Annotated in this window: 15 protein-coding genes; 7 read left to right on the top strand and 8 right to left on the bottom strand. The window is 55.4% G+C overall.

Translation table 11 applies throughout. From position 1 onward, the window contains the following. Positions 1-684: 684 nt before the first annotated feature. The 3 genes from VGN12_30610 to VGN12_30600 all read right to left on the bottom strand — a co-directional run bounded on the left by VGN12_30610 (position 685) and on the right by VGN12_30600 (position 2,083). Complete coding sequence (locus tag VGN12_30610; protein ID HEY4313831.1) at positions 685-888, bottom strand: helix-turn-helix domain-containing protein; 204 nt, start codon at positions 886-888, stop codon at positions 685-687. 197 nt (positions 889-1,085) lie between these two features. Beyond that, entirely contained in the window at positions 1,086-1,511 is a 426-nt protein-coding gene (locus VGN12_30605; protein ID HEY4313830.1) for a WGR domain-containing protein, read from the bottom strand. Beyond that, entirely contained in the window at positions 1,505-2,083 is a 579-nt protein-coding gene (locus tag VGN12_30600; protein HEY4313829.1) for a recombinase family protein, read from the bottom strand. The genes VGN12_30605 and VGN12_30600 overlap by 7 nt, the downstream gene beginning before the upstream one ends. A gap of 251 nt (positions 2,084-2,334) precedes the next feature. Between VGN12_30600 and VGN12_30595 the strand changes: the two genes are divergently transcribed. The 3 genes from VGN12_30595 to VGN12_30585 all read left to right on the top strand — a co-directional run bounded on the left by VGN12_30595 (position 2,335) and on the right by VGN12_30585 (position 4,542). Beyond that, positions 2,335-2,844: an ankyrin repeat domain-containing protein gene (locus VGN12_30595; GenBank protein HEY4313828.1), complete on the top strand. Its 510-nt coding sequence runs from the start codon at positions 2,335-2,337 to the stop codon at positions 2,842-2,844. A gap of 309 nt (positions 2,845-3,153) precedes the next feature. Then, complete coding sequence (locus VGN12_30590; GenBank protein HEY4313827.1) at positions 3,154-3,876, top strand: hypothetical protein; 723 nt, start codon at positions 3,154-3,156, stop codon at positions 3,874-3,876. A 51-nt stretch (positions 3,877-3,927) separates the two neighbouring features. Further along, complete coding sequence (locus tag VGN12_30585) at positions 3,928-4,542, top strand: hypothetical protein (GenBank protein ID HEY4313826.1); 615 nt, start codon at positions 3,928-3,930, stop codon at positions 4,540-4,542. Positions 4,543-4,631: 89 nt separating this feature from the next. Here VGN12_30585 and VGN12_30580 read toward each other — a convergent pair whose 3' ends face one another. Genes VGN12_30580 through mobF form a run of 4 tightly spaced genes read right to left on the bottom strand, consistent with a single transcriptional unit; the run spans position 4,632 to position 6,808 of the window. Continuing rightward, positions 4,632-5,069: a type II toxin-antitoxin system VapC family toxin gene (locus VGN12_30580; protein ID HEY4313825.1), complete on the bottom strand. Its 438-nt coding sequence runs from the start codon at positions 5,067-5,069 to the stop codon at positions 4,632-4,634. Beyond that, on the bottom strand, positions 5,069-5,302 hold the full coding sequence (locus VGN12_30575) for a hypothetical protein (protein ID HEY4313824.1): 234 nt from the start codon (positions 5,300-5,302) through the stop codon (positions 5,069-5,071). Before VGN12_30575 ends, VGN12_30580 begins: the two co-directional genes overlap by 1 nt. Positions 5,303-5,357: 55 nt before the next feature. Further along, a complete protein-coding gene (locus tag VGN12_30570; protein HEY4313823.1) occupies positions 5,358-5,771 on the bottom strand; it encodes a hypothetical protein in 414 nt (137 codons plus the stop codon). After that, positions 5,768-6,808, bottom strand: a complete 1,041-nt coding sequence (mobF, locus tag VGN12_30565; GenBank protein ID HEY4313822.1) for a MobF family relaxase — start codon at positions 6,806-6,808, stop codon at positions 5,768-5,770. Before mobF ends, VGN12_30570 begins: the two co-directional genes overlap by 4 nt. A 622-nt stretch (positions 6,809-7,430) precedes the next feature. On the opposite strand from mobF, the gene VGN12_30560 reads away from it, so the two are divergent. From VGN12_30560 to VGN12_30550, 3 genes are read left to right on the top strand one after another with little or no spacing between them, the layout of a single operon-like run. Continuing rightward, entirely contained in the window at positions 7,431-8,093 is a 663-nt protein-coding gene (locus VGN12_30560; protein ID HEY4313821.1) for an AAA family ATPase, read from the top strand. Beyond that, positions 8,053-8,331, top strand: a complete 279-nt coding sequence (locus VGN12_30555) for a ribbon-helix-helix domain-containing protein (protein ID HEY4313820.1) — start codon at positions 8,053-8,055, stop codon at positions 8,329-8,331. The genes VGN12_30560 and VGN12_30555 overlap by 41 nt, the downstream gene beginning before the upstream one ends. After that, positions 8,328-9,266 (top strand): replication protein RepA, encoded by a 939-nt coding sequence (locus VGN12_30550; GenBank protein ID HEY4313819.1) that lies wholly within the window; start codon positions 8,328-8,330, stop codon positions 9,264-9,266. Before VGN12_30555 ends, VGN12_30550 begins: the two co-directional genes overlap by 4 nt. A gap of 900 nt (positions 9,267-10,166) precedes the next feature. Here VGN12_30550 and VGN12_30545 read toward each other — a convergent pair. Beyond that, positions 10,167-11,312, bottom strand: coding sequence for a hypothetical protein (locus tag VGN12_30545; GenBank protein ID HEY4313818.1), 1,146 nt, complete (start codon positions 11,310-11,312; stop codon positions 10,167-10,169). 544 nt (positions 11,313-11,856) lie between these two features. Here VGN12_30545 and VGN12_30540 point away from each other — a divergent pair. Next, positions 11,857-12,633, top strand: coding sequence for a DUF2971 domain-containing protein (locus VGN12_30540; protein ID HEY4313817.1), 777 nt, complete (start codon positions 11,857-11,859; stop codon positions 12,631-12,633). Positions 12,634-12,764 lie beyond the last annotated feature (131 nt).

The following is a 12,764-nucleotide window of genomic DNA, read 5'->3' as shown; positions in this document are numbered from 1 at the left end:
CAAGCACCCGGTCGATTTCTTCGCGCGTGACGAACCGTTGCCGCTCTTGCCGTAGTACCGCTTTGGCGGTCACGTCGGCAAACGGATTGGCTGCGATAAGCTTCCGCTTGGTTGCCGCTCGAAAAAACATGCGGGCAAATTGCAGACGCTTATGCACTGTGGTCGGAGCCAAGCCGGAGCCGATCAGGAATAGTTTGAAATCCTCGGCATCACCTTCGGTGATCGTGGCCATGTCCCGCGACTCGCCAAAATGCTCGCAGAGATTTCGCGTCACTTGCGACCAAACCTCTTTCGTCGCTGGCTTCACATCGATACGGCGATCCACATATTCGATGAGAAAGGGCCCAAGCGTTGCTTTGCCGCGTGACGTGGTTGTCGCTATCAATCCCACCATTGTCAGGCGATCCAGCATTAGCGGATCGAGCTTACCGAGCCAGGCAGAGATTTCGGCATCGAGCGGTTGCCCGGCCAGGCGAGCGGAGAGAATCGCTTCGACTTTCGTTTTGATCCTCTCGGCATCGCGTTGCGACGTTTTACCTAACCTCAGACTTCGCCGCCGCCCATCAGTCCCCACAAATTGAATTGTCCGCCGCCCATTTCCCTGCCGGGTAATGCTCGCCATCGCGCACACGCTCCGCTGATCGGGGAATAAATCGGTTCACGCCATTCTATACGAACGTGGCGTCAGTTTGCGGCCGGAGTACCGCCGCTACGACGCGAGGTGATGAACGCTCGCAAATCGCTGAGATCGTAACGCACCGTCCTGCCAAAACGGACGGCGGGCAGATGACCATCACTGGTCAACTGCCACAACGTTCGCTCCGAAATCGCCAGCATCGAAGCCGCTTGCTTCGAGGTGACTAGCAACTGTTGTTGCTCCGTGCTCATTGCATCCTCCCCATTGACCGCCTAGCCGCGCACTTCACGGCTTTCTCATAGTACGGCGATCAATAGCAAAGAATTCTAGAAAGTTTGCGAGCCGCTTGTTGTCGCTCTCTGGCAAGCATTGTCAGCCCTCATCTCAGGCAACATGAACGCACCGCCAAAGTGTCCGCGACTTTCGTTCACGCGAAGCAGCGGAGTGGCTAACGCCGCCGTTGTTTGTTGCGTTCACGCAGACCGGGGCTCATTGCCGCCCCCTGGACCCCGCTAGCCTTTCTCTGGTGTTCCGGGGAAGAAGAAACTTGCAAAAACTCTGCGAGCAATGCCCGCGGCAGCCACGCCTCGACATCGAATCCGTTGAAGGTGTGCAGTTCTTTCAGCTGATAGGTGCAGCCAATTCTTCGTTGCGCGGATCGCCGGCGTCGTAACCGCTCACGAATAATGCTCTGCAACTGAACAGCGTTTGCATGTCCGAAGCGTTGCCGCTGTCCTTGCTGACCGATGCGGCCGTAATCGATACTCACTATCCAGTCATTGAATAGATCGCGGCCGACGCTGATTTGATAGCGGCGATGATGGTTTCTGCCGGTATGATGGGCCTCGAAAACCACCGTCAACAGGTTCAGCATGGCATTTCTTGCCGCGAGCGATTCCGTGTCCGCAATTCGCGGTACACGGTTGAACGCCCCAGCCCGACTTGTTGCGAGGCCTGGGCAGGGGTTAGGCCCGCGTCAACAAGTCGTAAGGCGGCGGCGATTTTGGTTTCATCGAGTATCGGCCGACCGATTCGCTTGCCGCGTACCCTGGCAACTGCCAGCCCATCACGTGTCCGCTCGCTTATCACGCCCCGCTCAAAATGGCCTACAGCTGCAAAGACATGGAATGCGAGTTCGCCAGCCGCTGAAGAAGTGTCGAGTTTTTCGTCTAACGACATGAGGCCGATGCCGCGTTGCTTGAGCGTATCGACGATATTGAGCAGTTCTCGTAGGCTGCGGCCGAGGCGATCCAGGCGGACAATGCACAGCACGTCGCCGGTTCTGGCATATTCAAGCAGTGATGATAAGCCAGGCCGCTTGAAATTACGGCCGCTCGTGACATCTTCAAAGACACGGATAGCACCGGCGGCACTCAGCCGCTGCCGCTGGCCTTCCAAATCCTGCCCGGCGGTTGATACGCGGGCATAGCCGAGAATCGCCGTCATTTTTGGCCATGAGTTGTGTATAAAGCGGTCGTTTGCTGGACGATGAGCGAGGTCCGATCGTTCTGCATCAGAACCGTCCAGAAACTACATCCACAAACTCCGAATGTCCACAAACATTCGAACCCTATTTGTAGACGTTCGTTAACCGGATTTCCGCTGAAATCGCGCTGCCCTATTAGATCGCCCGTGATTTCAGGTGCGGGCGACTGGCCGCTGGAACAGAACTTGCAGCGGCCGCAAGCGGAAACTGCTTGCGCGAACAACAAACATCTTTACAACCATCGGCATCTGATGAGGTGCCGATGCTGTCCGATGTCGACCGTCAATTATTCAATGCTGTAATGAGAGCGGATGCCCATGGTGTTTCGCAAGCAATTGCATGCGGTGCCAACGTGAATACGCAAGACGCACTACTTCGTACCCCGCTCCATCTTGCATCGCGAGATAATCGCACCACGATTGTCGACGTATTGATCACTGCCGGTGCCGACATTGAATCACGGGATGCCAACGGCGCGACACCATTGCATTACGCCGCCCTCAATTTCCATCGTCTAATAGATGCTGGTAAACTGTTAGTGGAAAACGGCGCAGATGTTGAAGCGCAAACTGCGCGAGGCAAGACGCCCTACGGCATCGCCATTCGGGCTTCCAATCAAAACTTCGCAGAAATGCTGGGCGATGCTGTTGTATTGAGATCAAACCATGTGCATCGGCTTGAATCCCGTCGAGACTCGGATAGCCGCAAACGAGGCAAGTAATTGCGGTGTGACCAGAACGAGCAAAACTAACTTTCTTCGTGCGACCGTTTGCTTTCGATTCCGCTCGTCACTGCCGCACGATGGCGCAATCCTGCCTCACCGACGTGGTATTTTACGCACTCTAGACCTCGACGCTTCAGGCCGTCATAGCCTGTTTTCACCACAAATCGGGTGCTCGTCGGTTAAGCGTCCGTCCTTTCAAATTCGACACACTTCAGGCACCTTGCACCCATTGGTGGGGGGTGATATGCTCACGCAACTAAGGCCGGATGGCGGCTGGCTTAATCGACTAATTCTGAGGGCGGGAGCGTGGCGAAGGTCCCAAAATTGGAGCCTGTATTGATTGTAGAGGGAGTACTGGACGAGCATCTAACGCTTGGATATCCAACACCCGAAGCCTTAGAGAAACGGATTAAAGAGAAGGCATTCATGTTGATGAAGAATCATGAGGCATTCGAGTGGTCGGCCATTCTTCAAGCAAAGCCACTGACAGACAAGTTGCGGGCCGCAGGAGTCGGCGAACCAGATGTCGACGGGTTGTATCATCTCGTTCGTCGTCAATGCTTCCCGGGGTGGGCTCGCCGCGAAGGGTGCCCCTTTTCGATTCGCTGGAAACTGGCATATTTAAGGTTTCGGTTGGCGCGGTTTGCGAAGCGTTTCCGGTCAGGGCGAGACGATGGTCCGCATAGGAATGGTCAAGGAAGTGGTGTACCTAAACCTCTTGGTTTCTTCAATCGCCTCGCAACTGCCGCGGAAGAGTTCTTGCGAACAACGGAAGGGACTTTGCCACTCCCGCAGTTTCAAGAATCGGCTGGGCATCAAGATCCGCCTGGGACGACGTGGCAAGTTCCTTGGGTAGCTGTCGATTTGCGCGCTTGTTGCCGACGCGAGGCTAATCCTGCGAAGAATGCCTCCAAGACCATCGTGCAGGTGATCGTTCATTATTTCAACGAAACGTGCGTAGTGGGTGCTTCTGATACCGATGACCAACAGAAGAATCAAAGCACGGCAGGCGGAAGAATGAACAGTTGAACTAGACGATTTTATCGATCAAAACTTAGGTCAAATAATGGATTCAGACGCATGTGCAAGCAAGTCGTCTATCGGCGTTCGTTAGTGCCGGGTCAATCGGCACCCTTTCCTGTCGTGTGGACATTTCGTTGCACCCCCCGGGCCGATGAGCGTAGGGCACAAAGCATTTCTGTGCTTGCTTCAGCGAGCGATGCAGCAGCGTCCTCGGATGGCTCTGCCGGCTTAAGAGTTGATTCGGTCGTGCATATCCATGCTACCGAGGTGATCTTGTTCGAGGTAATGTTCTTCGTCGGATCACGGCCGCAACGCGACTTGATCTCGGATGAGATAGCGAAGGCCCTGCTCGACGGATTGCTAAAGGAATTGCCAAAATCGATTCGTCAGCGCCCCGGCTGCAACGCACTTATTGAATCGATAGAGACGTACCTTTCGAGAATTCCTCGGATGCTTGACATAGTCTGCTATTGTTCGATGGACACAGATTTCACCATCAAGCTTATTACCCCGAGTAATCTGAATTCAGACCTCGAGGTCGACGCTGAATGCAATTCGGTTCCCCAAGAAGAAGATCTTGTTATCCATACCGACGATCCACAGTTAGAAGAAATGCTTAGGGCTAAAGTGATGAACGAAGTCTATCCGACCGTCCATGCCATGCGCCTCTAGTGCCACGATGATTGCCACCGAAGGGGTCAGTGCCCGAGTTCAGCTGGAATGCGGCAGAACTCCAGCGGAGGGAGGGTAGGCGACCGGAGTCAAACGTCGCTCGGAACGACTGCTGAAATGCCGCTATAGCGGCGGAAGTCCTTTACGTTGAGCGTGACGATTGTTGAGATGCCGTTGGCGAGCATGACCGAGACCAGACGGGCATCATGGACGGCAACACCGGATATGGAGTGAGCCGCCAATAATCCCTTCCAAATGCGATACGATTCATCACTCTCAGTCAGTACCTCGCAGCCGCTCTCAAGCAGCTTTAGCCGTTGCCCGATCCGATCCGTCGCCAGGCCGAAGCCATTAGACTCGACCGGACGTGTCGAAACGTTCCAGAATTCGGCGATGTTCTGTAGTGCAACGGTCAATCGCTCCTGTCGTGACAGAAGTTTGCGAAGCGCCTGACGGATGCCACGACATTGGGGATTTCTGGCGTCGAAGGCCCGCAGCAGAATGCCGGTGTCGAGTAAACAGGCCATCAATCGTGATCGCTGTAAATCTCTGACCGAGGAAATGTCCCAGATGGCGAAGGCCCGTCGGTCGCTTCTTGTTCGAGCAATCGCAGGAATTCGTCGGCCGACATACGAGGTGCGGGCGGATTGCTGCCGCTATTTGCCATCTGATCGAGATAGGCTTCCAGCGAAAGCCCTTGGGAAGCGGCCTTAGCCGCTAACGCGGCAGCCGTGGCGTCATTGAGTTGAATGTTAACCATAACCGAACCTCTATCGGTATTCTGTCACGATTGGGCATAGCGGTCGAGAGATTTTTCAGCCCCCTAGCTGCTCGACTTCGATCCGCTCAATCGCAATTTTACCGTAAAACTGGTCCGCTAGGTCGGCTTCCCGGAGCCAGGTAACGCGATGCCGCAGCAGAGCTTCAAACAAGTTTACTCCCGGCCGGATTTGAGTATCGAGGTTGCGACCGCTGATCTTGACCACCTTGCGGGCGAAGTACAGGGTAATCCCCTCGCTAGGATCGAACGTAGCATTATCGAGCCACATGTAGCCGCAGGCTTCGACGCGGCCGCCACGTAGCCGCAACTCAAGCATAATCGCTCTATCGCGGATGCCACGCAGCAGACCGCAAACGCCCAGGTTGTCTTGGGCTTCTGCTTCCGCTAGCTGAATGACGTTCGACTCCGCGTCCTTGCTTTCAAACTTGGCGACAAAGCTGTCTTTCATATCGTCTGCCGTGCATGTAATCGCCAGCCGCTTCCGGCCCACTGACGCGACCAATCGGCGAGGAACGCTTGCCGCCGTAGCGTGTCATCGATCAACCCTTTGGTATCGAGCCGCGATCTCGGGGCAGCATTATCAGACTCGGCATTGCCGTTGAGCCTGCTTTTGAGAGTAGCCAACGCTCGCCGGTCGGAGGCGGTCATTCGTCGTCGCCAGATGGCTTGTAAATCGCGGAACGAGAGATCATTTCGCTTGTGCTCGCGCGTCTTGGCACCAAGCTCCGACTTGGCCAGCGGATCAATGACGCCCAGGGCCTGGGCTTTCTGCTCGATGTAATGCGTCCGCCGCGAGAAACGTTCGATGAATTCCTGATCGATGCCTTGAAGTTCCCAGCCGTGCTTACTGGGTACGAGCGGTAAACCAAGCTCAGCCAGGCTGGCCGACAGCCGGGCATGGAACATCGCCTCGAATTCCGGGGCACATTGCTTGAGCAGGCGGAACTGTCCTGCTTTCCATTGCTGTTCGTCCTCGTCGAACGTCAGGTTGTGGACGAAGCAATGGGCGTGCAAGTGCGGATCGGGAATCGAATTCACCGGCCGGGCCGTGAAATGGACAAAGAGCCCATAGGCGATGTTGCCGGTTCGTCGGTTGTCGTACCGATAACCTTTGCGAACACGCGCCGCCATCTCGCTTTCGACATCGTCCATCGTGGCCGCGACCGATTCGCATAACGCGTCCACGATTCGCTGATCGCGAGTTTCGGCATAGAGCAACGACACGCTCTTGGGCACGTGGAAATTAAAGTCATAACCCACCGTCCGCTCTTTGTTTTGCCGCCGGGTGAGTTTTTGGCCCGTGGAGGGATGGTGGTTGCCGCACAACGCATCCCATTGAGATTGCGTCACCGCACCTGCCAGGCCGAGTCGCTTCGCCGCCTGGCCGTGCCAGATGCCGGTTAATTCCTGCCCCTCCGAATAGTAATCGGCGGTGTAGTAGCTGCGGGCCTGGGCCTGAGAGGTACTTTGGACGACACGTAACATGCCTCGATTCATGCCAGAGCGGCATTGCTTCGTCAACGCAATGAAGGGCTGCCACCTGTCACAGATCGGCACAAGAGCATCGCTGGCGATGCTGGCTTTTGGCCCTTCGCTGAGTGTGGGCTCCGGTCCAAAAGCCAGCAGTTCCCGTCCCCACTTTTCACCGTGAAAAATTGCTGCCGTTTTCACGGTGAAAATCACCCTGCCAACGGAGGATGAATACAGGAGGTGGCCAATAGCTGGCTGCACTTTTCACGGTGAAAAGTCGCGACCGCAGGCCAGGCTATGACGCCAGTAAGCCGACTGGCTGAGTGCAGGCAAAAAATCACAACTTCGTTGCAGACATCTTCCCTTAGCAGAGCTAAGGGAGTTTTTCACCGTGAAAATCAATCGTGATGGCCCATAAAAGCACATCGACTACCCCGGTCAAATTCATGGCTGCCGAACATCCACACACGTTGGCATGTGGACAAATCGACGTTGCACGAATGCCAACGACTACTACTTGCAGACGCGTCAAGCAGACGACAATCACACGACTACACCTACCAATCAATTCCACGTGTCAATGCGTTGAGTTTCTTATTGGTTGACATCCCGGCCCGTAGGTGTGTATCGCTTGCACATGCGTACTGTGGCGATCATTTCTCAAAAGGGCGGGGCTGGCAAAACAACGCTGGCCGTGCATCTAGCAGTTGAGGCCGAGCGCTCCGGCTTGTCCTCGGCCATCATCGATCTTGATCCGCAAGCCAGCGCCACCGGCTGGGGCGATAGCCGCAGGCAGGACACACCGGCGGTTGTCTCAGCCCAGGCAGCCCGCCTTGGCAACGTCTTGCAAATCGCCAAGCAGAACGGGGCGAGGTTGGCCCTTATCGACACCGCTCCGCATTCCGAGGCAGCGGCGCTAGCCGCCACGCGTGAGGCGGATTTGATCCTGATCCCGTGCCGTCCGGCGATTCTCGACTTGCGGGCGATCAGCCAGACAGTCGATTTAGCACGCATCGCGGGCAAGCCTGCGGCTGTTGTGTTGAATGCTGTTCCTGCTCGTGGCTCACTGACGGGCGAAGCCATCGAAGCCGTCACCGGCTACGGCATCGACGTGGCGGACGTGCAGTTGGGGCAGCGGGCAGCCTTCGTGCATTGCCTCACGGCGGGACTCACCGCCCAGGAGTTCGAGCCGGGGGGGAAGGCGGCCCGCGAGATCAAGCATTTGTTCCGCTGGATGATGAAACGATTGGGGGTAGAGCATGACAATCAAGAAACCAAGCTTGTCGGCAGCATTGCGTGAGGCATCCAGGCCTACGGCTGCGGCGGACATCGAGCCGGAAAAAAATAAGCCGCATGATGCCGCTTCAGAGAGACGAACCGGCCGCGATGGTTTAAAGACCATCGGCGGATTCTTTGACCCGGCCGTATCAAAGCAGCTACGCATCATGGCTGTAGAACACGACAGCACCGTGCAAGATTTGCTATCCGAGGCGCTCAACGACTTGTTCGTTAAGCACGGCAAGAGCCCGATTGCATGAAGCGGCCGGACGAGGGAACAACACTCACCCGCAACCAGCAGCGGCTTATCGACGCCCGCGATCAGATTATTAACGAACGGCCCGACCGCAACGATTTTCTGCACACCGTTATGTGCCAGGTCGGTATGCCACGCCGGGCCACCGAGGCACGCACCTTCGAGCGAACCAGCGGCCATATCAGCCTTCAGCTTGAGGCGGGCAAGCTGTGGAACGGCAAAGAATGGGTGCAGCAGCCATTACCCTACGGCACCACGCCACGCCTCGTGATGGTACACGTTTCGTCGGAGGCGATCCGAACCAAGAGCCGCCGAGTCGATGTGGGCGACAGTATGCGGCAATTCCTGCTTAAGCTCGGCATGGGGGACGGGGGAGGGCCTCGCGGAGGATATACGGCGATCCGCAAGCAGATCGAAGCCTTGGCCGCTTGTCGGCTCACCATCGGAATGCGGGATCATGGCAAGGTCGTCACCGTGGACGCCAAGCCGATCCGCAAGTTTGAAGCGTGGCTGCATCAGGACGGCTCGCAGCAGACCTTATGGCCTGGCGTGATGGAACTGCACCCGGACTTTTATGAGACGCTGGCCAGCCATGCCGTGCCGCTCGACTATCGGGCGTTATCGGCGTTGCGGCATTCGGCCCTGGCCCTCGACATTTACACGTGGCTTGCTCATCGGCTCTGCCGAATCAACAAGCCCGGGGGCGTAATGCTCTCATGGCAGAATCTCCGCGACCAGTTCGGCCAGGAATACTCTGAGTCGAAAGACTTCAAACGCGAATTTCGTGCGCTATTGCGTCAGGTTAGCGTGGTCTATCCTGACGCCCGTATTGAAGAAGTGGACGGCGGCATCAAGCTCTACGAATCGCCGCCGCCGATTACCAGAACGTCGGTCGGCATGTCTCTGCCGTTGGTGTCTGTGGATAAGCCAGGGGGTTAGCAAAGTTATCCACGATGAATCACCCCCCGGCATTCGATGAATCACCCCCCCGTCACCGGCCAAAAGTTCGATGAATCACCCCCCCAAACCTATAGTTATCACCTATAGCTCTTACTGGTAGTTGGAGTCCAAAGTCTGTGCATAGCATCGTAACAAAACTGTCACACAAATAGTTGTGGCCATTCGGTCACGACCTTCACCAAATCTCCGGCGGCTTAAAGCATGAGAGCCAACTGCATCGGATTTTGCAGCGTTCGGATCGCCCGATTGTGCTAACCTATTTGCTGGCAATGGGGCCGCGGCCATCAATCCATGCTCGACACTCGCTTACGAGGCCGAGCTTGGATCGGCAATCCCTCCGCCAAAATTGGCACGGTTCCAAACTCAAATCGTTGCGATCACTAATCCCATGCCTCACAGTCACATGGCAAATCCATGAGGACTGACTGCGGTTGAACGGGCACAACGCGCGTCCGCGGTTGCGGCACACGCAAACGCCGTCCCGACCATGGGAATGACGTACTCCTTTCCGTCCCGTCGGCGAACTGAAATCGGTAGATGACCTCGCTCATACGGGTAACTGTTCGCGTCCGGTATTCCCAGCGTTGAGCCAAAGGATTCCATATCGGGTCTTGCTTCGTCTCGTTTACCGTTTTGCCATCCAATATCAAACGTCGAAGCCCTTGTTTCTGAATCATTTCGCGCAAAGGGAACGCAGGCTGGCGGCGGTCAAACCATTCAAAGCCATCGCGGTCTTCAGTAATGAGGTAGTAGCTATCCGGGTCTTCCAATACCAATGGAGACGCTGTTATGCCTGGATTCACCTCTCGTCGCAGCCACGGTCGTTGTGTCACCCGCTCCGGCTTAATCCACAGGAATGCCGTGCGTCCCATTTTCGACTCAAGGAGGAGTCGATCCTGAGCTACTGCCTGGTTCGTCGCCAGGCTGATTGCTGCCACCATCAAGAGTGTTTTGCCCACCGTTCGTTTGCTCGCCAAAAGGGGAAAAGTTCAGCTCGTATCTCCCCTCCTTTGGATCGCGAGCATCTTGGACGGTTACAAAGACTTTCCGCTCCGTAAATATATTGTGGTCACCGAGCGGCCATTCTTTACCGCTTTCGCCACGGACCCAGAAGAAATACCAGCCGCTCCCGTCCTTAAAGTCCTCATAAACGACACCATCTTCAGATCGCGGCAGTTTACGGCTCTCAACGCCGCCTCCACCTGGGCCACCGACGTGCAGAGACCCGTCAGGATTGACCGCGTTCTTCGGCCGATTCGTAAGGTCCTCCATGAGAAGCGTCAAATCGTCTGACGTCACATTGCGCGCGCGTACAATGACATCCTCGCCGCCAACACCATAGACTTTGGCGGAATCCTTAGAGAATCTGGCCTTTCCAGCATCGGTGAAGGTCGGCAATGGTGGCGGTTTCGTCGGGTTAAGCATAGGCTCTTGTTTTTTCGAATGAACCATTTGCACGGTTACGACTCCGCCTTCTTCGATCTTGAAAGGAGGCTTCGATACTTGCTCGTAGTCACGGTACTCTACGTCCACTTCGCTGAGCTGAGCGATGCTTCTTGGCACTGCGCTGACGTTCGCTGAACCATCGTGTCCAGACAGTGTTTCGAGCGCTCGGTCTGGGACCTGCACCGATACCTTGAACGGTTCCCGTAACAAACGACCGTTTTGGTCTTTTACAAGAATTCGCACTTCTCTAACTGACAATTCCTTCTCATGTGTTAGTCGTCGAGCATTCCAGGTCTGAGCAGCATCAAGCGAGACAACAAATACTAGGAACAACATCACACAAGAAATGACGATTGCTGCAACGTAGAAGGTGTGGTCCTCCTTAAGCTGTGTGAGCTTTAACTTGTGCATTATGCCGACCGCGATCGCTGCCACGATGCTGAGCACTGCACCAACAACGCCGAGCTTCCCGGACCAACCCTCCCAAAACGGCTTCAGGAGGTCGAACCACGCTACGGCTCCCAGAACGGAGAGCAACACCACAACAGCGATCACCATTACGACCCAAAGTATTTTCATAAGCTCCCCCTCAGCGAGGCCACTGCTCCCGGACCAGTTCCGCAGTTAGCTTTCGGAACCGGACTGAAAGATCGGGCCAAGCGGAGACAACCGCCTACAGATCAGGATCGGGGAAAACTCCACCGACTTCTGCAGCGCCTGCCGTAGAATAGTCATTTTTTGCCGTGTTTTCAGCGGATGTTCGCGTCCTGTCCGCTCCGCCGATGATTGGGCGCGATCGCGCAAGAACCTAGCAGTACCAAGTGTCGCAAATTGCAGAGTTATTGCAGAGAGAGAAGCAAAATCGATGCGATTTTGTGCAATCCCTGCAATCGGTGACGTGTCGCAACCACCGTTGATATAGCAACTTACGAAATTGCGACGCGACGCCCGCTAACTTTGGGAGCAGGGGGTCGATAGTTCGCGACACCGCGATGCAACAGGCCGCCGTGGTATGCTGACAACGACCGAAATCAAAGGGAAAACCACCGCACCCGTATGCCGCGATTGGTCGCCGCCCGCCGGTCGCGACTCGTTCTATTCTCGGGCGACGGAATGATCGACAATGGTGGTCGCGCCAGTAGATTTCCCCAAGCGACTCTTCAAATACCGCTCAGGTACCTTGGAAGACATCGCAAATCTATCGAACAACCAACTATGGTTTGCAAAGGTCGGTACGTTCAATGACCCTTTTGACTGCGCCCTCGACGTTGTCTGTTCGGAGCCGAGTATTGAGACACTGAAAAGGATGCTGGAAAAGCAGACTCCAGCGTTGGTTCCCAAGCTCGACAACTTGAACGATGACCAGGCCGCACAGATTCGGATAGCTGCGGCGGGGCAGTTCAAAGAGAGCATTGAGAAAAAACTACAAGGATTCCTTGGTGGAGTGTGCTGCTTTTCCGCAACTGCGGATTGTCTATTGATGTGGGGTCACTATGCCAATGGCCACCGTGGCTTTTGTCTAGAGTTCAATATGGATCGTGACGCAAAACTTGGACTTCCGCCGATGGAGGTAGATTATCCTCCCGATAATTCCATTCCCGTACTCGACACCGACCGCCTGATGAGTGGCGATCTTACCGACAAGGAATTGATTAGACTGTGGCTGGTAAAATCGAATTGCTGGGCGTACGAAAACGAATGGCGAATTCTGAATAAAAAAGGCGACGTTCTACGCAGCTACGATCCCGCTGCACTTACGGCGATCTATCTAGGTGCGAAAATGCCTGATGACCATCAGCAGGTCATCAAACGTTTAGTTGCTGGAACCGAAGTGAAGGTGCGAAAGATGACGCTGAGGAAGGGAAGTTTCAAGCTGATCCCAACGGACACTGAGATATAACCGAATGTTGTGGACGGGTTAGTTGAAAAAGGCGGCGTACTTGGGTTTGAATTTGGTTGCTTAAGACCCAATTCCCCCGGAGTACGCCACCATGGCTGAGAGTATCAATTCGACGTTGTCGTTGCCAGTCG

It is taken from the genome of Pirellulales bacterium, from assembly GCA_036499395.1.
Taxonomy (GTDB): Bacteria; Planctomycetota; Planctomycetia; order Pirellulales; family JACPPG01; genus JACPPG01.
Note: the sequence above shows the minus strand (reverse complement) of the source record. Positions and strands in the feature narration are given on the sequence as shown.